Source organism: Microvirga ossetica (assembly GCF_002741015.1).
GTDB classification, from domain to species: Bacteria; Pseudomonadota; Alphaproteobacteria; order Rhizobiales; family Beijerinckiaceae; genus Microvirga; species Microvirga ossetica.
In genome coordinates, this window is record NZ_CP016618.1 from 99914 (window position 1) to 120892 (window position 20979).

At 59.1% G+C, this 20979-nt stretch carries 17 protein-coding genes and 1 pseudogene; 7 read left to right on the forward strand and 11 right to left on the reverse strand.

What is annotated here, in order from left to right:
* Nucleotides 1-1126: 1126 nt before the first annotated feature.
* Complete coding sequence (locus BB934_RS34975) at nucleotides 1127-1768, reverse strand: hypothetical protein (protein ID WP_099514409.1); 642 nt, start codon at nucleotides 1766-1768, stop codon at nucleotides 1127-1129.
* A 431-nt stretch (nucleotides 1769-2199) separates the two neighbouring features.
* Between BB934_RS34975 and BB934_RS34980 the strand changes: the two genes are divergently transcribed.
* Nucleotides 2200-2460 carry an SWIB/MDM2 domain-containing protein gene (locus tag BB934_RS34980; protein WP_099514410.1) on the forward strand — a complete coding sequence of 87 codons (261 nt, stop codon included), beginning with the start codon at nucleotides 2200-2202 and terminating at the stop codon, nucleotides 2458-2460.
* Between the two features lie 188 nt (nucleotides 2461-2648).
* On the opposite strand, the gene BB934_RS34985 is transcribed toward BB934_RS34980, so the two are convergent.
* Nucleotides 2649-2867, reverse strand: a complete 219-nt coding sequence (locus BB934_RS34985; protein ID WP_099514411.1) for a dodecin — start codon at nucleotides 2865-2867, stop codon at nucleotides 2649-2651.
* A 700-nt stretch (nucleotides 2868-3567) separates the two neighbouring features.
* On the reverse strand, nucleotides 3568-3786 hold the full coding sequence (locus tag BB934_RS34990; RefSeq protein WP_099514412.1) for a NepR family anti-sigma factor: 219 nt from the start codon (nucleotides 3784-3786) through the stop codon (nucleotides 3568-3570).
* A gap of 232 nt (nucleotides 3787-4018) precedes the next feature.
* On the opposite strand from BB934_RS34990, the gene BB934_RS34995 reads away from it, so the two are divergent.
* From BB934_RS34995 to BB934_RS35005, 3 genes are all read left to right on the forward strand, one after another.
* Nucleotides 4019-4639 (forward strand): ImmA/IrrE family metallo-endopeptidase, encoded by a 621-nt coding sequence (locus BB934_RS34995; protein ID WP_099514413.1) that lies wholly within the window; start codon nucleotides 4019-4021, stop codon nucleotides 4637-4639.
* Between the two features lie 291 nt (nucleotides 4640-4930).
* Complete coding sequence (locus BB934_RS35000; RefSeq protein WP_099514414.1) at nucleotides 4931-5131, forward strand: hypothetical protein; 201 nt, start codon at nucleotides 4931-4933, stop codon at nucleotides 5129-5131.
* 1922 nt (nucleotides 5132-7053) lie between these two features.
* Nucleotides 7054-7305 (forward strand): hypothetical protein, encoded by a 252-nt coding sequence (locus BB934_RS35005; protein ID WP_099514415.1) that lies wholly within the window; start codon nucleotides 7054-7056, stop codon nucleotides 7303-7305.
* A gap of 454 nt (nucleotides 7306-7759) precedes the next feature.
* Here the strand turns inward: BB934_RS35005 and BB934_RS35010 are convergent, their stop codons facing one another.
* From BB934_RS35010 to BB934_RS35045, 7 genes are all read right to left on the reverse strand, one after another.
* Entirely contained in the window at nucleotides 7760-8023 is a 264-nt protein-coding gene (locus tag BB934_RS35010; protein WP_099514416.1) for a hypothetical protein, read from the reverse strand.
* A complete protein-coding gene (locus tag BB934_RS35015; RefSeq protein WP_099514417.1) occupies nucleotides 8020-8232 on the reverse strand; it encodes a hypothetical protein in 213 nt (70 codons plus the stop codon). The genes BB934_RS35010 and BB934_RS35015 overlap by 4 nt, the downstream gene beginning before the upstream one ends.
* Complete coding sequence (locus tag BB934_RS35020) at nucleotides 8225-8470, reverse strand: BrnA antitoxin family protein (protein ID WP_099514852.1); 246 nt, start codon at nucleotides 8468-8470, stop codon at nucleotides 8225-8227. Before BB934_RS35020 ends, BB934_RS35015 begins: the two co-directional genes overlap by 8 nt.
* A gap of 699 nt (nucleotides 8471-9169) precedes the next feature.
* Entirely contained in the window at nucleotides 9170-10726 is a 1557-nt protein-coding gene (ilvA, locus tag BB934_RS35030) for a threonine ammonia-lyase, biosynthetic (protein ID WP_099514419.1), read from the reverse strand.
* Nucleotides 10727-10795: 69 nt separating this feature from the next.
* A complete protein-coding gene (locus tag BB934_RS35035; RefSeq protein ID WP_099514420.1) occupies nucleotides 10796-12019 on the reverse strand; it encodes an LL-diaminopimelate aminotransferase in 1224 nt (407 codons plus the stop codon).
* A 154-nt stretch (nucleotides 12020-12173) separates the two neighbouring features.
* On the reverse strand, nucleotides 12174-13442 hold the full coding sequence (locus BB934_RS35040) for an IS701 family transposase (protein ID WP_237050040.1): 1269 nt from the start codon (nucleotides 13440-13442) through the stop codon (nucleotides 12174-12176).
* 532 nt (nucleotides 13443-13974) lie between these two features.
* A complete protein-coding gene (locus BB934_RS35045; RefSeq protein ID WP_099514421.1) occupies nucleotides 13975-14193 on the reverse strand; it encodes a dodecin in 219 nt (72 codons plus the stop codon).
* A 1288-nt stretch (nucleotides 14194-15481) separates the two neighbouring features.
* On the opposite strand from BB934_RS35045, the gene BB934_RS35055 reads away from it, so the two are divergent.
* Nucleotides 15482-16888 (forward strand): adenylate/guanylate cyclase domain-containing protein, encoded by a 1407-nt coding sequence (locus BB934_RS35055; protein ID WP_099514423.1) that lies wholly within the window; start codon nucleotides 15482-15484, stop codon nucleotides 16886-16888.
* 315 nt (nucleotides 16889-17203) lie between these two features.
* Nucleotides 17204-17902 (forward strand): IS6 family transposase, encoded by a 699-nt coding sequence (locus BB934_RS35060; protein WP_099514424.1) that lies wholly within the window; start codon nucleotides 17204-17206, stop codon nucleotides 17900-17902.
* A gap of 954 nt (nucleotides 17903-18856) precedes the next feature.
* Here the strand turns inward: BB934_RS35060 and BB934_RS51200 are convergent.
* A pseudogene (locus BB934_RS51200) lies at nucleotides 18857-19036 on the reverse strand (hypothetical protein); the annotation flags it as partial.
* Nucleotides 19037-19332: 296 nt separating this feature from the next.
* Here BB934_RS51200 and BB934_RS35075 point away from each other — a divergent pair.
* Nucleotides 19333-19536 (forward strand): hypothetical protein, encoded by a 204-nt coding sequence (locus tag BB934_RS35075; protein ID WP_099514426.1) that lies wholly within the window; start codon nucleotides 19333-19335, stop codon nucleotides 19534-19536.
* The last annotated feature ends 1443 nt before the right edge of the window (nucleotides 19537-20979 follow it).

Sequence of the window (20979 nt, forward strand, 5' to 3'; positions counted from 1 at the left end):
GAACCGCCAATTGGCCGGGAATCTGTCGCAAATCTGGCCAGGCGCCGAATCAAGACAGAGTTGCGTATGATTGTTCACGCGGCGAGTAGGACGAGCTGCTCCGTGAGTGATGGTGGCCGGCCGTAGGCATGTTTCGCTTGCTGGCGATGGAGGCTGAGCAAGAATGCGTCGATCTTTGATCGAGTTTCGAAGTAAAAGCTTCTATTCGCTTTTACTCTGCAGGCTGTTGCCTGTTGCAACTCAATATGTCACCTACTGTCGCTCTCCTGGGAAGTCCCAGTGGTTTGCATTCAGTTAATTCCACGTCGTCGGGAGGACACTCAGGAAGACTCCTATTCCAGTCAGGAAGCAAATGGACCCACAGAGATGCCCTACACTCTCTCTCGGCTTGCACTCGGCAGCTACGACGTGCTGCTCGATGGAGTGATTATCGCCAGTCTGGTGCGTAGCGGCGAAACCAACAGAGCGACTTGGACCGCGGAGCTTTTGATGGATGTGCATCCACGGAGAAGACCTGCTCCTTTCACAGCGACAGAGCATACCTTCGGCAGCCTGGAGGAGGCCCAGACGTGGCTGGGAGGAGCCGAACTCCAGGACACAGAAACCCAAGGCTAGAATCCAGAGAACCTCGGACGATGTCAAAGCAGACCCAGTCGATCAGACGGGAACAAGAGGACAGAGCTGAAGCACTTGAGGCATACCTCCTCGAACACGCCCCCGGCTTAAGAGAGCACTATGCGGCACAGTATAGCGCCTTCAGCCAGTTGGAGGACGATGCGTACGCACACCATCCTGATCCAACGCCAGACGACATAGCCGCGGCTGAAGCGGCGGAGGCTGCCCTCCCGTCCAAGAAGAGGACGGAGGCGCAATTGCGCCGAAGCTTTGCTCCTTTGGCTGTCCACCTGCCAAGCGAGATCAAGCGCAAACGGAAACTCTTCGTTCAGCAAGGTCAGCGAGCCTGGAACAGAGCCAATCCTACGCCTCTGACATGGGAGCTGGAGCGAACTCTCGCCGCGGAATTCATCAAGGCTTTTGGGCACTGACCGCTCATCAGACTGCCTCCCCACACCTGGCCACTTCCTCCTCAGGCTTCTCCCCGCACGATAAGGTTGCGAGGCTTCCTCTAGAGCCCCGGCTGCTCAGAGAGGGCGAAGTGCAGGCCGTTGAACCATCCGGCGATGTCGGATGAATAATGCGCCACCTCCATCACCAGCAGCGCAAGGTCCTCGTCCGTCGGAGCTGGGGCAGCCTTCAATCGCGAGAGGAGCTTCATGACCGCTTTATCGCGCCCGGGTTCCGGTGGGTCTGCGGCCCAGCCAATGCTGGCCTTGTTGATTGCGAGCTTGAAGCGCTCGCCGGTCTGGAAGCGGGCATCGACAAACCATCCGTTCCCGCTCGGGCTCAGGTCGACGACGGTCGACGATGGAGTTCTGACCCCGATCTCGGGCTCAGAGGACGTTCCCGACACCTCCAGCACCTCTCGCAGCCCGGCGATGAACTGTTCCACGCTCATCGCCGACCGGGCCAGCGTCTCCATCCCATAGATGACCTGGTTGAGGCTGGTGAACGGATAGCCTGGTTCCCCAACCTTCTCGGTACTCCAGTGAAAAATGGATGACAGCCTGTCGGCGATCTTCCCGTCGTTGGGAGCCATGCCGACGCTCTTGCCGTCCCTGCCGGCTGTCACGGTCACTGTCCTGTCGTCAGGGAACACGATCCGGAGCGTGAGGAGGTCGCCATCGATGACCTTGGTTGTGAGTGCCACCGAATACCTCCTTTCACCTCAAGATCCCGTTCGTGACGGTTTAACAGTCAAGCGGAGCCTTGGACAACACAGGTTGATCTTGGAGTTCGATGGCTTATCTGCAATGCACGCCGCGACAGATCGATCCATTAGCGTGTCATCTGGTAGCAGTGAACGGAATCTGGATGCCTGCCGGCTTGTGGGCCCTAGCGCGGACTCGGGCTGAAGAAGCGATGCGTCTGTTGATGGCGAAGCCACAAAGCAAACGCCGGGGTCAGTGACGATCAGTTCGGCATCAATCACCGTGGTCAGCCTCCTATTTATTCCAAAGCTCGCACGGATTGCGCTCGTACTCTAGGACGCCTGGATCAGGAGCCTGTTAGTCTTGCTCGCCATGGTCCCGCCATGTTGCCCCTGCAGATGGCGGATTAGCACAACAAAGGAGTATCAAAATGGCAGATAAAAAGCCAAATCCGGCCCTGATGAAGCCGTTGCAGCCTTCGAGTGAACTTGCTGCCGTGGTCGGTTCCTCGCCGCTGCCCCGCACGGAGGTGGTGAGCAAGGTTTGGGACTACATCAAGTCCAACAATCTGCAGAACCCCGAGAACAAGCGGGAAATTCTGGCTGATGATAAGCTTCAGGCCGTGTTCGGGGGCAAGAGCAAGGTCAGCATGTTCGAGATGAACAAGCACTTCGCTCAGCACCTGTCCTGAGTTTCAAACGATCTATGACGTTTGGCTCGTCCGCCATAAGCCAAGACGGGTTGGGAGCGCGATTACTGCGCTCCCGAAGAGTCTGGAGCCATGGATGAGCCAACCGTCAATTGCTTTAAGATGAATCTGAATCAAAGGATTTCGGCCACGTACTCCAGATCGGAAAGCGTACGCCCGGCCTCATGGCATTACGGGGTTTCGCCCTCCAGCGTGAAGCCCGCCTTGAGTACGACTTGATAATGCTTGACCTCCCCGTTCTCGATATGCCCGCGGGTCTGCACCACCTCAAACCACTGCAGATTTCTCAACGTCTGGCCGGCACGCTTGATCGCCGTCTGGATGGCATCCTCAATGCTGGTCGTCGACGAGCCCACCAGTTCAACGATCTTGTAGACATGATCCGACATCACATGCTCTCCACATTTCATCCAAGATCACACGTAGGGCAGATGACATCGCCTGCGAGGCCATCCCGTTCTCGATTGTCCTTAGCGCCGGCTGCGCTGCTGCGCAGAAGCGACGTGCCGTTCACATCGTGCCGCTGGCTCGCGTGCGGCGAACAATGCCCCACGATTGCGCCAGATGCAGCGGCGCCGACAGGCCCACATCCAGCATAAAGCGCTCGGCGCCTCGCGCGCTGGCCTGTGCCCTCGTCCGGCGCACCGGCGTGCCATGCCCATGCCGTCGATGAGGCACAGCTCAACAACCGCCTCTCCCTTTCGGTTCGACCAGGTTCGGTGGCAGTGACCTGCCAGGGACGCTTGCGTAAAGACATATTCGTCGACGCCATGCACGTTGGTCCACTGGCGAGCAAAGCAGCCGCATTGGAGGCTGCAACGGTCCGATCCGCCGTGCCACGAAGTCCATAGCCCGCACGAAGTAACGACTGCCTTCAACATGGTGCTTGAGGGGCTCGGCGCTTTGGCTGGGCGCTTTCCTTTGCAGTAGGGCGTTGGATTCTTCCGAGCGTATTGAACCAGAGGTCCCCTCCCCCAAAGCGGCGCCGCCATTCTTTCGGCTGCGGCCTTTCAGGGGAACGATATAACGGGGTCAGGGGGATGAGATGGATGGACTGCATCCCAAGGGTCTCAGGCCTCAATGCCTCACTCAATGACGATTTGCCTGCTCCTGCGCATCGAGCTTCTCGATCAGCGGCTTGAGGCGCTCAGGGAACCCCTCCTCGAGCATGTCCGTGTAGAGCTTGCGAAGAAAATGGCCGACAATCCTGGCCGTATAATCCGGCGAAGCGGATGCCGTATCCGAGAGCGGAAGCCCCTTCATCTGCTCGTCGTTCACCCGCACCGCAATCTCCTTCGCCTGCTGCATCTCCCTGTATTGAGGCGTCAACACCTCTGCCCAGGATCGGTTTCAGCGTAACCTCAGGCTCTGCCTCCTTCGCCGCCGGTGCCCGAACGGGGATACACGCCATGGTCAAGCCGAGCTCTGAAGGGATGAACAGGCTTGTTCAGGGCTGTGGGCGGCCCGAAGCGACGGGTTGCAAATCCAGACATCTCGCCTTACTCTACATATAGTATATTCCTTTATCCAGAGGCCCGATATGTTGCGGCATGTCACGGATGAAGAGATTGAGCAGCGCGTCAAGGTTCTGCGAGCGGAACTCGGTCTGCAGAACCAGAGCCGCCCCGACCTAATAACCGCGATCGAAAAGCTCACGGCCCGCTTTCGGCACTTCAGCTACCAGCAGATTCCCGACGCCGAAATGCCCGGTGCCGAGGCGCAATGGGACGCCCGAAAAGGCGTCTTACGCATCCGTGAGAGTGTCATCGCTGCCATGCAGAGGGGTGGGCCAAGAGCCCGGATGACCATCGCCAATGAGATTGGGCACTTCGCCATGCGGCACGCGGGTGTTCGCAGCAGGAGCACTACTCAAGCGACGACTGGAAAACGCTTGTTAGAGGCCAGGAAGGAGGAGAGTGAGGCGAGACGCTTTGCGGCGATGTTCCTGGCTCCCAATTATCTCCTCAGTGCGACTGACACGGTTGAGGAGATAGCGGACCGTTTTGGACTGAGTGTTGAAGCAGCCATGATCCGCAAGGGCGAGTTTGATGCGTTCCAGCGCCGCGCCTCCGGGCAGCGGCGCGAGCTGCCGTCTATCGTCGTCGATTACCTGAAGGACGCTCAGAGACGTGGCGTGAAGCTGCGGACAGACTTGGATTAGGGGCCTCTTACGTTACGCTCCGCCTGCCCTAAAAGGTCAATCAAGAGCGCCGCCACAGGATCCCAAAGGCTCGCTACCGCTTCGCGGCTTGACCTCCCGGTTCCCAATCACACTACCTTCTCGCGCCGCAGCGCCGATCTGATTATCGAAGGCGTCGATTGCAACGCGGCGGGGCGACCGGTGGGCCCGCGCGCCGAATGAATGCTCCAAGAGTGAAGCCCGCGGCCGGTCTGAGGAACGCGAGCTTGCGGACAACGTTGATCCGCAAGCCCTTGTGGGCGGAAGGGGACCATGATGCTCAACCGGCTCCACGCGTTCACGATCATATCGCTCGGTACGATAACCGAGACCCTCGCCCAGACCACGCCGCCCGCTGCGCCTGGCACACCCGCCGCCCCCGCAACAACGGATGGCGGCATCCCTTGGCTGTGGATCATCATCGGGCTGGCGATCATTGCCGGACTCGTCTGGTACTTCAGATATAGGCGGTGACGAACCGCAACTGCTCGCCCGATCAACTCCTCGGCTCCCTCTGGGACGCCCAGGCAAGGAGAGGTTCCGTCGAACCTTTATCATCGTGGCTTACAATCAATGGCCTTTAGCTCAGGCGTCCCCGCTGCCGATGAAGTCGAGCTGCATCGCCGTTAGGCCTCGTGATGCGGATGTGGAAAGGCCGCACTCAGGCCGTGTTGACGATCATGGATCGAAGCTTAGTTCTTGCCGCGCGGATTATGCTCATGATCCGCGGACGCCCTGGCTGAGAGGTCCATCGACCTCCTCGGCTGGGGCGTTATGAGTTCAGAGTTAATCCAAATGCTGAGCGCGGCACTTTTGGGATTGTCGGGCTAACCTTCTGAGGCGTTTAGGTTCATCCAGAACAACCTATCCTGTTATGCGTGGTTTTCGTGTGAGCTTCACAGGGGCCACGGGCGCCTTGGTCATGATGCCGGAAGAACATGGCCGGGGCGTCTTGGGTTTCATGGAAAATTGACGTTGTCGCGTCGGAGTTCGTTCACCGGGTGCGTTGCGTATCAGCCCAAACAGTTGCGAAGGTCCTACCCCTTCGCACGCTCTGGCTGAGCATATTAGACAGCCCTCGGCCGGGGCGTATTCATCTCCATCCGCGTGAACGCGCAAGCGTGATGACCGACCTCACGTCTGTAAGCCTCCCTCAGTTCACGGGCGTCCTGGTTGAAGGTGTGCGAGAGCGGCCTCTCCTCAACTGGGCGTTTTTCGACGAATGGTCACGTCTCAGGCTGCACGATCAGAGTCGTGCAATTGCTGGAAGGGACAGGCGACTCGCGTGCCGAAGCACCTCAATGTGCTCTTCATTCACCGGCACAATTTTGGAACCATGGCGTTTTCAGCTTCAGCTTTTTGCATAGATCCAAAACCGGGTAGGAAGGCTGTGCGAGATAAACCCAAAACAGGTCGTTTCCATCTTGTCGTGACCCGCAATCACCCGCTCATTGCGGTGATTTAGGGAACTCGGCTGGGTTATTCAGAATATCGAGCCGAGGAATGCCTCCGAGACTCAGGCTGACGGCATGGAGGCACGCTTCGGCCCTGGTGGTCTTGTATGTTAGCCTCCCTCCATTCGGGGCCGGGGCGGGTGCTCGGCCCGAGACATTCGAGATTGGCTGCCGGTAGGAACCCGCAAAGACGATATCATGCCAATCCGCCTTCGGGTGACGGGCATTCCAATAGCGAGACTCAGATCCGTCACATGGTCCCAAGGGCACTGTCAACTTAACGCTTTTACTCGTCCTCTGCAGGGTTTCGGCACGGAGTGGGCTACGCATCATCAATGACTTAGACGTGTTGGGGGAGAGCTGAAAACAGCAAAAACGATCTCTACTTGGTTAAGTTGACAGTGCCCATGAACTCCTGAACACCACCTGACCGGCAAAGCCGCTCGGAGAATTGCGGTTCCTTCATGCCATGGAGTCATTGGCAAGATAAGCCCTTGCAGCCGGAAATGGACGCACCAAGGCGTCACGTCCAGGATCGGTTTCAGCGTAACCTTAAAATGATCAAAACGCTTGAAATCCCTCGCCGGTACGGACGGTGAAGGACCTGATGACCATCGCGGTATCGCGCCACTGACGAAGAAGCCTCCTCATCCGCCATTGCCGAGGGAGATGAGGAGGCCCTGTCAGGTCTGCGGTGGATCGCCGGTCAAGCGAGCAAGGAGTCCAGCAGGAAAATGCCTTGCTGCGGCTGTGGTTTCAGCTTGGCCAAACCAAACCCCAATTCCGTCTTGCGGTCGATCTGGCCTCATCACCCCTCTCTTCAACGACGGCGATTCCCCTTGGCACGCCTCACCACGACTCCTCCTCAAAGGAGCATTCCTCGAGAGTAGGAACATATAGCCCTAAGGAGATCTTCTTCAGGAATGAACTTGGGGAGGCTGCATGACATCGGAGCAGGTCGAACGAGTGGCCCAGGCGTTCTATGAAGCCGAATACCCGACCGAGTGGTTTGACGCACCCGGCATCCTCCAAGAGCAACACCGCGAGCTTGCTCGCTCAGCGATAACCTTTCTCAATCACCAAATCGCGGATCACCACGCTGGTGCGGTACCAGTGTTGACTGACTCCCGCGATACCACCGCCATCTCCGACGCCCGCAATCTTGAGCAAGCCTCACGCGAGCTCGCTTCTTAGAAGGCTTGCCTGCAGGACGGGATCGCATGCAAAAAACCCTGCCCTGCCTGAGCGTCGACCACGTGAGCGGTTTCGCACAGTCCTTGATGGCAGAACCCGACCAAGTCCAAGGGTGAGAGGTTGAGGCCTTGGGCTTGGCCGGGAGTTCGGTTGGGCAACCGGTCTGCAATGATGCCCCCTGGCCGGTGAATCATCGCTGAACATCGACTTCACTGATGCCCAAAGCTTTCTGACGTGTCCCACTTCCATCACTTGCGCGGCGATGATCGAGCATCGAAAAACCCGCTGACGATCGAGCATCGAAAAACCCGCTTGGTTTGCACCAAGCGGGTTCTATTCGGGGCAGAGGTTCGGTCCCAGAGACGTCCCTGCAGCCCTGAATGTGTGAAGAAGGATGTCAGCTTATTGCCTGCCGCCACGGAAACCCACAATTGCGCGTTCCGTCGCAGGATGCTCAGCGCTCAAACGCGTCACTGTGCCGATTGTTGGTCTGGACCTTCGCATCGCCCAGCCAGCCACACAGCGCCTCCAGGCTCGGGAAGTCGTGCTCGATGTCAAGGAAGGGGGCAGGTCGCCGATCGGCGGGCAGGTCCTCCAGCAACTCGGCGTACCACGTTGCTCCCTGCTTGGTCTTCACCCGAACGACGCTTCCCATGAGTTCATCATGCAGCAGGAGATCATAGGCGCCCGGCGCCAGTTGAATCAGTTGATAGGTCATTCTGACGCCTTACCAGGTGCAGTCTGCAGATCGTCCCAGTCATAGGCCTTGTTGAAGGCGGTCTCACGGTCATGAGCCATGAGCAGCGCCCGACGCTGCTCAGGCAACGTCACAGCGGAGATCCATTCAAGGCGTGCATGCGTGAGGCGGATCTGATAGCCGCGGTGCACGATGACCTCAGCTGCTCGGGTCGGGTTGCTCTCAGTCATTGGATTGGCCTGCCGCCTTCCGCAGCGCCGCGTTGATGCGATCCTGCCAGCCGCGACCGTCCTTCTGGAAGAAGTCGAGCACGTCCGGGTCGATGCGAAGAGTGACGGTCTCCTTCGCCCCGGGCATCACCGCGGCTTTCGCCATTCCCTCGATCGGCTTCGTCGTCGGATTGAGGTAGACGATCTCGGCAGCCTTCAACGGACCATTCGGCCGCGGCTCCGCCGAAAATCTCGACATGGTCTTCCTTCTGAAAGCCGTCTCGTGAGCCAAGCTCATCCATCCCCTGAAGACCAGGTAGCCAACCCCAATGGAGAAGCCCAGACACAGCCAGCCATGAACGGCAGATGTGCTGCCGAAGACTTGGGCGATCTCAGTCATGAGTCCCCATCCAGCAAGAGCACCGACGAGGACGGCGGCAGTGACACCAAGGCCGATCCAGAGAAAGTCAGTCATGGGCTTCAGCCATCAGTCTCGAGCCTCAACTGACGGCCGGAGATGCAAGGTTGTCAAGGTCCACCCAGCCTGGCGGATCGGCTAGCTCCGGGACAAGGTAGGCGCGGTCACCCTGGACCTTGGTAACGCGACAACGACGAACTCTCTGGTCCCCAGGCGGGCAGTATAGGACTAAGCAACCGGCCGAGATCACGGCTGGCGACCTTGGTTCACGCTTGCCCGGTTCGTCCATCGCGGGGCCTTCGATCCTGCGTTGTCCGGCGGCCGCATCGTGATCTTTCGCCCTGACCCGGTCGACTGCTGCAATGGCGAGGCGAGCGCGGTCTCTATAACGATCGATGACCATTTTCCGAGGGCCGCTGGCTGGCCCCGACGGCCAGGAAACTCCGCTCGCTCGGGCAAGCTCTGCCGCGACAACTTCAACCTCATCTTCGGTCATGCTCAAGTCCCCCAGTAGCCAGTTAGGAACTGCTTTTCTGCAACTCAGTATGGGAAACGCACTGCGTCCCGGTTCAAGAATGAGCGATAGGCCGGATTGTCGGTCTCGTCCCAGTACGGGTATCCAAGCTCATCCAGACTGCGCTTGAGCTGCGACCTCTCTGCGGCAGGAACCTGGATCCCGGCGAGTACCCGCCCGTAGTCAGCGCCATGGTTGCGGTAGTGAAACAGCGAGATGTTCCAGCTGCCGGACAGCCCGTTGAGAAACTTCAGCAGGGCGCCGGGCCGCTCCGGGAACTGGAAGCGGAAGATCTGCTCATCTTGAAGGCCAGGTGTGTGACCACCGACCATGTAGCGCACATGCAGCTTGGCCATCTCATTGTTGCTCATGTCGAGCACGAGATAGCTCTGTTCCTGCAGCATAGCGATGATCTGACGCTTTTCGACATCTCCTTCCGAGAGCTGCACGCCCACAAAGATCTGCGCCGCCTGTGGGTCAGAGTAACGATAGTTGAACTCGGTAATCGAGCGCTTGCCGAGCAGTTGGATGAAGCGGCGATAGCTCCCCGGCTGCTCCGGAATGGTCACTGCCAGCAGGGCCTCCCGGTGCTCGCCCAGCTCGGCCCGCTCGGCGATGTGGCGAAGCCGGTCGAAGTTCATGTTGGCGCCGCTGTTGATTGCAACCAATCCGTCGGCTCTCGCTCCTTCTCGTTCCACATACTTCTTCAACCCCGCCAGGCTGACAGCGCCAGAGGGTTCGGCAATTGCACGTGTGTCCTCGAAGATGTCCTTCACGGCCGCACAGATCTCGTCCGTACTGACGGTGATCACCTCGTCGAGCCACTCACGACACAGGCGAAACGTCTCTTCGCCGGCTTGGCGCACGGCGACGCCATCGGCAAACAGACCGACCTGGTTAAGGATGATGCGCTCCCCTGCAGCAAGGGCGGCCGCCATGCTGGCAGCATCGTCCGGCTCGACGCCGATCATTTTCACCTCAGGTCGCAGGAACTTGGCATAGACGGCAACTCCCGCAGCCAGTCCTCCGCCCCCGATCGGCACGAACACCGCCTCGAGCGGATCGGGATGCTGGCGTAGGATTTCCATGCCAACGGTGCCCTGCCCGGCAATGACATCGGGATCGTCATAGGGATGAATGAAGGTAAGGCCCTTCTCCGCCTCAAGCTGGCGGGCATGGGTATAGGCCTCGTCAAAGCTCTCGCCATGCAGGACGACACGGCCACCCCGCCCTTTTACCGCTTGAACCTTGATGGCCGGTGTGGTGCGCGGCATCACGATGGTCGCTTTGGCGCCCAGTCTCTGAGCCGCGAGAGCCACGCCCTGGGCGTGATTGCCGGCGGAGGCACAGATCACGCCCCGCTCGAGGGCCTCGCGTGGTAATACCACCATCTTGGCGTAGGCACCGCGCAACTTGAAAGAGAATACCGGTTGGAGATCTTCGCGCTTAAGCCGAACAGGGCTTCCCAGACGCTGTGACAGGCGCGGCATGGGATCGAGCGGGCTCTCAATCGCCACATCATAGACCCGAGCGGAGAGGATCTTCTTGATGTAATCCTGCACGACACTGCCTTCCTGATGCAGCAGGGAGGCCGTAGGCTCCCTTAACCGCTTGTATCTTTCCCATCCACGCAGAGCGATGGATTGGTAAACCTACTTCGTCCGTGCGGATCGCGGCACCACGTTATGAAGCGTGTGGTCGGCGTTGTCGAAGAACTTGCGGATGTTGCGGGCCGCCTGGCGGATGCGCTGCTCGTTTTCCACAAGCGCGATGCGCACGTAGTCGTCGCCGTGCTCGCCAAAGCCGATGCCGGGCGCGACCGCCACATCGGCCTTCTCCACCAGGAGCTTGGAGAACTCGAGGCTGCCCATCGCGCGGAATTTTTCCGGGATCTGCGCCCAGGCGAACATCGATGCTGTGGGCACCGGCACCTGCCAGCCCGCCTTGGCGAAGGATTCGACCATCACGTCGCGGCGGCGCTTGTACGTGGCGCGCATCTCGCGGATGCACTCGTCCGGCCCGTTGAGGGCGGCGGTGGCCGCCACCTGCACCGGCGTGAAGGCGCCGTAATCGAGATAGGACTTCACCCGGGCGAGCGCCGCCAGCAGGCGCTCGTTGCCGACCGCGAAGCCGATGCGCCAGCCGGCCATGGAGAAGGTCTTGGACATGGAGGTGAACTCTACCGCCACATCCATCGCGCCGGGCACCTGCAGGATCGAGGGCGGCGGGTTCGACTCGTCGAAATAAACCTCCGAATAGGCGAGGTCCGACAGAAGGATCAGCTCGTGCTTCTTCGCGAAGGCGACGAGATCCCGGTAGAAGTCGAGGGAGGCCACATAGGCGGTCGGGTTCGACGGGTAGCAGACGACGAGCGCCACCGGCTTGGGGATCGAATGGGCCACGGCGCGTTCAGCGGCGACGAAGAATTCGGGGGTCGGCTCGGCGGGGACCGAGCGGATCACGCCGCCCGCCATCAGGAAGCCGAAGGCGTGGATCGGGTAGCTCGGGTTCGGCACCAGGATCACGTCGCCCGGCTCGGTAATGGCCTGAGCCATGTTGGCGAAGCCTTCTTTCGAGCCGAGCGTCGCGACGACTTGCGTGTCGGGATTGAGCTTCACGCCGAAGCGACGCTCGTAATAGCCGGCCTGGGCGCGGCGCAGGCCGCCGATGCCCTTGGAGGCCGAATAGCGGTCGGTGCGCGGCTTGCCCACGGTCTCGACGAGCTTGTCGATGACATGCTGGGGCGCCTGGAGGTCCGGATTGCCCATCCCGAGGTCGATGATGTCCGCCCCGTTGGCCCGGGCGGCGGCCTTGATGCGGTTGACCTGCTCGAAGACGTAAGGCGGGAGGCGCTTAATCCGGTAAAAGTCAGGCATGAGGTCCTATTCCGTTATCAGCCCCAAGATCATTTTGGCCGTCATCATGGCTTCCCAGTGCTGGCCCTGCCCTAGCACTACAGTTGCACCTTTCGTTTGCGATGTGAGGCTTGCGCCATGGCCTGATGCGCTCGTCGCCACGCGGACCAGGCGATCACGAAGGCAGGCTCGATCCGGCGCTGCTGGAGACGTGTGGCGACCCGGCGGATTTCCTGGACAGACCAGCATACCAGCGCTGCAGTCGGGCTTCGTCGTTTCTTTTTTGGGGTGAGGTAAGGCGGTTGGCGTGCTCACGCACCACCGTCATCATGGCAAACGCCAGCATCACCAGCGACACATGCCGATGCCAACCGTGCCACGAACGCGTCTCATTGTGCGTCAGCCCCAACTCCGTCTTCGCGGTCTCGAACGCATCCTCAATCGCCCAGCGCTGGCCCTCCACCCGCACCAGGGTCTCCATCGGTGTGCCGGCCGGGCACCAGGTTGAGAAGAACGCCAGATCCTGATCGCTGATGCTGCGCCGGATCAGCAGGCCGCGCGTCCACAGGCCGGTCAGCGCCTCGTTGAATTCCTCGGCCTCGAGATCGGCCAACGCGACATAGGCCCAATCATACAGGCGCGGCCCCTTGGTGCCGATCCCGGCCGACAGACGCTGCCAGGTCTTGGGAGCAAGCCCCTGTGCAATCGTCGCGGCCGTGCCGGCCACCGGCGGGCTCTTGTCCCAGGAATTGAAGCGGTCTGTGGCTTGAACGCCCAGCACGTAACCCTTGCCAGCTCGGCGCAGCTGCATGGCCAGGGCCCCATAGATGGTGTCGGTGGCCACCCACTCAAACGGTACGCCGGCCGCCAGGGCCCGCTCGATCATCGCGGCGGCGATCTGCGGCTTGGTGACGAAGCGGATCGCATCGGGCACGTGAGCCGTGGCCAGGCGCTCGGGCTTCGTCGTCCAGTCCTTGGGCAGATAGAGCTGGCGGTCGATCAAGGCGCAGCCCTTGTCCGACGCGTAAGCGGCAAACACGCCGATCTGGCAGCTGGCAATCTTGCCGGCTGACCCAGTGTACTGGCGTCCCACCCCGCACGAGTTCTGCCCCTGCTTGAGAAAGCCGGTCTCATCGATCACCAGTACCGCTCCGGGAGAGGCGAGCGTCTCGAGCGCATAGTCGCGCACCATGTCCCGCAAAGCATCCGCGTCCCAGTGGCTGCGCCCGAGCACCGCCTGCTGGCGCCATGGTCCCGGATCACCGGCGGCTTCCGCCCGCATCCAGCCGGTCTTGCGCCGCTCCGGCCCGAGCAGACCGTCGAGGAAGGCGGCCGCAGAGGCCGCGACACTGGGATGAGCAAACTGGAGTTTGAGATCAGCTTTGACCTGACGCAACTCCACACACCAGAGTTCGAGCATCTGCTCGATGGCCACGCCTGACATGGCAGCCTCCTGTATCAGATCAGGAGGTAATTAGGGCGCCTGTGCAGCGTGCAACTGTAGTGCTAAAGGAAAAGGCCGCTGTTGCCAGCGGCCTGAAGTGCAGAGGGCCTTGCCTCTGAAGGGAACGACTCCGCAGGGTAGAGCTGCGCCGCGCCGCAACGGCATTACCAAAATGTGATATAATTTGAAATGAAATTTCTTCAACCAGCCTATGCGCGGGACGCATGATCAACATGCACTTCAAGTGACCCGATCAAAGTTCAACCACAGAAACTTCTCGCATCATTGTTTCAGGGTCGTGGTCGCGATGGCGATTTTAAGGGCTTCCACGAGGCGTTTGCCAGAAGCGGTTTTGTTCAGGAGCGGCCTTGCGGAGACCAAGCCTCGATGCCACGGGCACCAACTCGATACGTCCTGGATCTCCCCACCGCAGAAGATGGCTTCGCATGTGCAGCCATGTCGGACAGGCGAAGAGCTGACGGCCCGTCCATCGATCAGACCTAGGACCGACCTGAAGTGCTGATGCCCTTTGTTACGGAGAACCGTCTTCCAGAGTAAAGCCAGCCTTGAGCACAACTTGGTAGTGGCGGACCTCCCCGTTCTCGATATGCCCGCGGGTCTGCACCACCTCGAACCAGTGCAGATTTCTCAACGTCTGACTGGCACGCTTGTTGGCCGTCTGGATCGCATCCTCGATGCTGGTCTCAGACGAACCGACGAGTTCGACCACCTTGTAGACATGATCTGACATGGCGCGCTCCACTTGATGATCTGGAGAGCAGATAGGACCTTATGCCAAGACTGCCAGTCTCACGGTGTTCTGTAAGGTGGATCGGGTCCATGACTCTCTACGGCAGCTGCGCGCACAACAGGAGAGCGACACTGCCGGCTGTCAGAACTGTGGCCAGCAGAATGCGATCAACCAAAACACTCGGTGTTGGCCTGGGACCCACGACCCGCCGGATCACCGTGCAGCCCGCCTTGTGAAACGAGCTTCGCGGAATGACCCTTGCCGAATGATGTAGCTGTGAAGCGCCTGCAAGGGAAAGAGGATCATCGAATATCTCCCTGTCGAAGAGTGAACGTCTGGTGTTGTTTCGAGGCCGATCGTCGGCTTGGTCCCCCGCTGAAGGGGCATTGCTGTTACGAGGTTCCCGTCCCGGGAGACATTTGCCGCCGTCATCGCCGGGTAACCCGAGAGCCTCTGCGCTCAACAACAACCACCTGGGCCTGACGCGGGCGGGCGTGAGCCACCCCTGCCACCCCAGCAGCGCCCTCTGCTGCCTTCAGGACCTCCGGCCGGACCTCTGCATCTGGCAGGCCCATCAACTGCGCTGCGATCTCGATCTGATCCTCGATGTGCCGTGTTAAACCCTGAGCGGCTGCGATGGCTTCCCTGAGCGCGGGAGGATCTTGGCGTGTTCGTCGACGGCTCCACGCGGCGGATGTTTGCTGGCGATCCATCTGACCAGTTCCCCTTGAATTGACAGGACAACGCCCGGAGCGGGAATTTGTGCGTTGCACAATTACCGCAGTTGATCGGAAAGAAGATTCAGGATTGCGGTCATCCCTGGTTCTGCCTCTCTGGCCGCCTGGCGGACAAAGCTTGGCTTTCAGCCGGCCAGCTGCCTGTCATGAGGGAGCGTCGAGGGTACTGTCGCAAACTTGAAGTATAGGCATTTTCAGCCCCATTTTGGCGTTCGGGCAGCGGTGCTAAGCCGTTGGTTCCACAGCAGCCGGTCACTGCGGGTCCGCTAGTATAGGCAAGTAAAAAACGAGTTTGCGACAGAACCGCCCCATCATGGTCGTGGGAGGGCAGATTCCTATTGACGGGATAAGCCCGATGGCGTATCCAGAACATATCGCGAACATATCTCAACTTCACCACTGGCAGTGTTGGCGGGCTAAGGCGTCACCCGAGCCCATTATGTTGGCATACGGTATAAGGGTGACCTGGTTGGCGGACGAAGTCCTCTGGGTAGAACCGCCTACAATTTCACGTGCGTAATAGCCCGGACTTCAAATGGCGGATGTTGGCCATGTCCCAAGTTGACGCTCTCTTCCCACCCCTCAGACAAGTGGCCGACTCTCAAGCAGTCGCCGCCATAGAGCACCTCGTCCGAGAAGCCCCTGATCGTGCACTGCATCGCGTGAATGCGCTTGCCTTCGCAAAAGACAACGGCGTTGATGAAGAACAGGCGATCGCCGCCTTCCTGCACGCCACGCGCCTTGGGCTATTTGAAATGTCATGGAATGTGTTGTGTCCAGCCTGTGGCGGTGTTCTTGACGCAGGCACCAGCTTGAAGTCGATCAATCGTGCCGAATATCGGTGCGCCTTTTGCGCGATCGGCTATGAGCCGAACCTGGACGAGATCGTCGAGGTAACCTTTACCGTAAGCCCGCGGCTCCGCCAGATCGCTGGGCATGATCCGAACGGTCTTCCTATCTGGGAGTATTGCCGGCAGATGTTCTGGAGTTCTGGTGTCGCTCTGCCCGAGAACCTGGAATCGGTGGTTGAGGAGATCACCCTTGAGGCTCTTGAGCTGCCTCCCGGTGAGAAGGCGATCCTGTCTTTGCAGCTGCCGGAGAAGTTCGTCATCATCTTCGACCCGGTGACTCATGCGACGCAGTTCATCGACGTCAAGGGCGCGGCGGCCCGCGAGCGCCAAAGCCTCTCGCTCGTGTTTGATCACGCCATGGCGGCAAGCGAGCCCGTCGAGCTGCACCCTGGACCGGTCCGTCTCTCACTTGAGAACCACCGCGACGTGCGGCTTCTGCCGACAGTGTGGGTTGCGGATGAACGGCTCAATGATCTTGTCGCGCGGCGACGGCCATATCTGACCGCCAAGCGTCTCTTGACCAACCAGACCTTCCGGGATCTTCACCGGACCGATATGCTCGACGTGGACCAGCGCTTGAAGATCACCAGCATGACCTTCTTGTTCACGGACCTGAGAGGCTCAACAGAGCTGTACGATCGCATTGGTGATCTCGCGGCGTACGACCTCGTGCGGGCGCATTTTCGGGTCCTGTCCGAGAGTGTAGTCGCCGAAGCTGGAGCCGTTGTGAAGACGATCGGGGATGCGGTAATGGCAACCTTTCCCACTCCACAGCAGGCGATCGCCGCAGCCTTCCGCATGCGCGAAGGAATGCGTCGCCTCAATAAGGAGCAACAGCGTGAGGACCTCTACCTCAAGATTGGAATTCATGAAGGGCCTTGTCTCGCGGTGACCTTGAACGACCGCCAGGATTATTTCGGTCAGACCGTCAATGTGGCGGCTCGTGTCCAGGGGGTGGCCGATGCTCGCGCAATCTGTGCGACGGGGTCAGTGATCGATGATCCTCAGTCGTCCCGGCTGCTCAAGACTGTTGGTGTTAGGCCTGAGCCGCACTCCACAGTTCTGCGGGGGATCTCTGATGAGATGACGATCTACGAAATTCCATAGAATGGCAACGCGCAAGCCGACGGTAGTGTGAATTGGCCTAGCACCTGGCGCTTCATCCACCTTTCGGTGCATCAGTTGGCTTCTCGCATCTTCATTGACGGGGATCATGCGGCATGAAGCACGCGATACCGCAGCAGGTCGAACTTGGCTCTCCTGAACATCTGCCATTCGGCTCCGAAACAGACCTGACGCTTCTGGAACCAGCGACGGCTCCGGGCAAGATCATCATCTTGCGCTGCGATGACGGCAGTCTCCAGGCACCGTTGCATTAACCTCGGCGTATAGCGAGGAGCGGCTCATCAAGGATCCGCTCCCGTGTCTCTGTTCAAGCGCCGTCGCTTCGCGGTCGAGATCATCCTGCTGTGCGTGCGCTGGTACTGCAAGTATGGGATCAGCTATCGCGATCTCGCCGAGATGATGCAGGAACGCGGTGTCAGCGTCAGTCCAAGCACGATCTTCCGTTGGATTCAGCGCTCTGCTCCAGAGATCGAGAAGCGGATCCGACCCTATCTGGGACCTCGCTCAGATTTCTGGAGAGTGGACGAGACCTACATCCGCGTCGGCGGCAAGTGGAAATACCTGTTTCGCGCGGTCGACAAGCACGGTCGGTTGATCGCCTTCAGGCTGTCCGATCGCCGTAATGCCAACGCTGCGTATCGTTTCCTGCGTAAGGCCCTCAAGGCGATGAGCCACTATCCACCGTCCTCCATCACGACGGATAAACTGGCGTCGTATCCCAGGGCAATCCTGCGCCTGCAGAACGAAGGGCTGTTGTCGAAAGATGTGGTACACCGCACCTCGAAATATCTGAATAACATCCTTGAGGCGGATCATGGCGCGCTCAAGCGCATGATCCGTCCGACACGCGGCTTCCAGACCATGAAAACCGCCGCCGCGACCCTGACGGGTTTTGAAATCATGCGCATGATCCGCCGCGGCCATTGCATCCAGCGGGAGCGTCGCGCGACAGGCGAAATCCGTCTTGTCAATCAGCTCCTCGGTCTTGCTGCCTGAGTGGCCCGTTAAACTAGGTCCGTTATGCCGTTTTCAAGTTACTGCAACAGTGCCCAGGCCCTATGTTACGCTGCTTTCGTGACGATCATGAGATATGCGCAGGACGAGTTTTACACCAGTGTGAGGCTGGCTGGGTCAGGCTGATGTCTCGAGATTGTTCGTCATCAATGCGGGCCAGGGCAGCTTTGATTCTCGGAGGCAAGGGCTGGCAGATGATGTCAGCGTAGAAACTGCGGAGGTCTTTGCCAATCGTGCGCAAGAGCTCCTCGTCAGACATCATGAAACCCCGTCTATTACCCCCGACGCTGCTTCCCATAGCCGCCTCCAAATCAATTCTTCAATAGAAGTAGCGAGGCGTTGAGGGCGCGTTAACAATCTTTTCGGCAGGCTGTGGAAAGCAAGCAGAAGGCCAAGTTTTCTTGTATCTGCCGCTCGCTTGCCATCAGCGCAACTTAATTGATCGGTTGAGGATGGCATCAATCAGGCCAAAGAGTGTTGTTCCTAACCAAGGGCTACGCCGCTATCGCGCTATAATCTACATGAGCCCTGCTTGTCACGGTGCGGCGCGTACCCGCGACGGGTTCGGATATAATCCGACCCATCAGGTTTGCGGTCTTGCTTCTCACCATGGATCAGCCACCCCAGCGCATATCCGGCAACACCTGCCATAAACAGCGAGAGCAAAGGGTTCTTCGTCACCTGCTGGGTCACGGCATGCTGGCTCGCGCGAATGTGCCGCTCTGCTTCTGGGTTGCGCTCTCTTGCCTGTCGGACGTAGTGCTCGCCACGATTATATACATCACGGGCTGTTCCAGACGCTTGCTCTGTCACGTCGTGTAGGGCTTCACGGACCTGATCCAGAATGTGCTCGGTTGAGTCCTGCTCCGTCAGGGCCTGCTGGTCATCCGCCGATGAGGAACGGGCTTCCTGGCCAGGACGATCAGGCTCAGGCCCTTTGGTAATGGTGACAGAGATCGGATCACTGGTCGGGAAGGTTTCCTCAATGGCGTGGTCGAGCCTTGTATCGAGGTTCTCCTGCGAGTTTTCAGGCAGCTTATTGTCCGGGGGGCACTCCGTAGACTGACGCTCCTCTTTGTCGAGCGGGGAGTGGCTGCTGACACCAAGTACGTTCACGATAAGAGCCCTCCAGGAACCTCAGAGCAGGTTTGTCGGCAACCCGCGGCAATGATAACGCCAGGACTGCGAACGTCGTTCCTGGATGTTTAACCCATGTGGTGATCTCGACTGACGAGCTTAACCGAGCGCCAGAATAAAAGGCCGGTACATCTCACTTACACAGCTAAACCTATGCTGTCTGTTGGGTTTCTGCCAGTTCTGAGACAAACCTGCTGACTGCCGCGAAAGACCTCAAGTGCGGCACATTCCGTCAAGGTTGCTGAGGAACCTCGATGGTCCTTGGAGGGTGTCTCATGACGCATATGGACGATCCGGTTGCCAAGCACATCAAAGCGATGATCCTGAGGACCACATGGAAGGCGTCTGACGATGAGGGGCAATCCGGCACATCTGAAACGCTCAATCAGATTGTCAGGACACTCAGGAGATTCCCTAATTATCCGTATAACCCCTACCACCCGCATTCTCATCTTGGGGATGAAGATCCAAAGGCCTAGCAGCGGCCGCTCGTCTGTCTGACTTTACGCTCCCATGGCCGGAACTGGAGGCCTTTAGCCCTCCTCATTCTGGGTGCCCGTCCAGCGTTTGCCTTTTTATTGTCAAGGTCTCTGGCCAGGGTTCCTGCATTGAAAAACGAGCTACTTTCAGATCATCAAGGCGCTGTTTGGTTTTGGGCGTCACTGACAATTTGGACAACGATTCATTGGCATCCCAGGTGCAGACCTACCCATGTCACGGATGGGGTAACTCTTCAGATACTTTGATGTAATTAGCCCAAGGGACAATAATCTTATCAAGCCTTGGGCCGCGTGAATTTGGATTAGGGGCGTATTATGGACAGCTTATCTTTACTGGTTGTGGCCATCGGGGCCGTGCTTGTCGCACTCGTGGCGTATCTCGGCGTGATTGACTACATCCATCCAGTCTCTGAGATGAAACTGAGCAAAATCTATGCACGTAAAATACCAAAGCGGAATCACTGAACGCTGGGCAATGGTTCTGGAAGCTCGGGCCTCAGTCCGCAGCGGGCCTCCACTTTCCCAAGGTCACTTTTGACCACTGGGGCTCGAAGGTCGGGCAAAAGAAAGCCCAAAGACATGCTCTGGGCTCAAATGGCACTTCCAAAGGAAACCAGCACAAGTTGGGCGGAAGCGTGAAGGCGATACAACCAATCCTGAATGGGCAATATTCCCGTGCGGATAGGCTAATTTGCTCATGGGTCAAAAAGGGCATCAACTAGCTCGACGCTCGGGTTGCGAAGCCAGCCGAGTTGACCAGCGACATGCGCGTATAGCTGGGTCGTGAGGAAGCGGTCTTTGACTGCCACAACAAGGTCGCGGCGTCCTGAATATCTCCAGAGCGGGCTATCCCCTCTGGGAGCCGATACCTGCACTTCGGTGTCATGAGACACAAGGCCGTGGTGCCTGTTTAGCTCAAAGTTGATACGATACTGGGCAGTACTTTTCTGATCCCTCTCCCGTACCCTAATCCGAGCGACAACCAGAATATCACCGCGCCCCCGTAGTGGCTCGGCTGAGAGCTTGAGGGAATCCCACAAGATAACTGAGCTTGGTCCAGGCTTGACCATGGCCGCTCTCCAGACCCGTGTAGGATACGCCTATCGCTCCTTTATGGAAATGCGCCATTGCTCCCTTCCGCTGCTACGCCGGCGTTCCTCTGCTGACGCGGAAAGGGTTAGCGGTAAGCTCTCTGTGTATTCTCAAACGCAGGCCACAGGATGCTGCGGGATTCGACGCCACAGCGTTGGTCGATCTCGCAGCCGTGTCGATGGAGGAAGTCGAGCTCTGGCAACCCCACTGAGATTTGGAGCGCGTAGCTCAGACCGATCCATTCCGCTTCGACATTCGCAGCCTGACCGTTCCGGCGGCATCAACTCTGCCGGCGAACGTTGGGCCGGACCGATTCCCGTCCCGTCCGAG

Coding starts and splice junctions, on each gene's coding strand:
- BB934_RS34980 (WP_099514410.1), top strand. CDS start 2,200: ATGGCAGATAAAAAGCCAAATCCGGCCCTGATGAAGCCGTTGCAGCCT.
- BB934_RS34985 (WP_099514411.1), bottom strand. CDS start 2,867: ATGTCGGATCATGTCTACAAGATCGTTGAACTGGTGGGCTCGTCGACG.
- BB934_RS34990 (WP_099514412.1), bottom strand. CDS start 3,786: ATGCAGCAGGCGAAGGAGATTGCGGTGCGGGTGAACGACGAGCAGATG.
- BB934_RS34995 (WP_099514413.1), top strand. CDS start 4,019: ATGTTGCGGCATGTCACGGATGAAGAGATTGAGCAGCGCGTCAAGGTT.
- BB934_RS35000 (WP_099514414.1), top strand. CDS start 4,931: ATGATGCTCAACCGGCTCCACGCGTTCACGATCATATCGCTCGGTACG.
- BB934_RS35005 (WP_099514415.1), top strand. CDS start 7,054: ATGACATCGGAGCAGGTCGAACGAGTGGCCCAGGCGTTCTATGAAGCC.
- BB934_RS35010 (WP_099514416.1), bottom strand. CDS start 8,023: ATGACCTATCAACTGATTCAACTGGCGCCGGGCGCCTATGATCTCCTG.
- BB934_RS35015 (WP_099514417.1), bottom strand. CDS start 8,232: ATGACTGAGAGCAACCCGACCCGAGCAGCTGAGGTCATCGTGCACCGC.
- BB934_RS35020 (WP_099514852.1), bottom strand. CDS start 8,470: ATGTCGAGATTTTCGGCGGAGCCGCGGCCGAATGGTCCGTTGAAGGCT.
- BB934_RS35035 (WP_099514420.1), bottom strand. CDS start 12,019: ATGCCTGACTTTTACCGGATTAAGCGCCTCCCGCCTTACGTCTTCGAG.
- BB934_RS35040 (WP_237050040.1), bottom strand. CDS start 13,442: ATGTCAGGCGTGGCCATCGAGCAGATGCTCGAACTCTGGTGTGTGGAG.
- BB934_RS35045 (WP_099514421.1), bottom strand. CDS start 14,193: ATGTCAGATCATGTCTACAAGGTGGTCGAACTCGTCGGTTCGTCTGAG.
- BB934_RS35055 (WP_099514423.1), top strand. CDS start 15,482: ATGTCCCAAGTTGACGCTCTCTTCCCACCCCTCAGACAAGTGGCCGAC.
- BB934_RS35075 (WP_099514426.1), top strand. CDS start 19,333: ATGACGCATATGGACGATCCGGTTGCCAAGCACATCAAAGCGATGATC.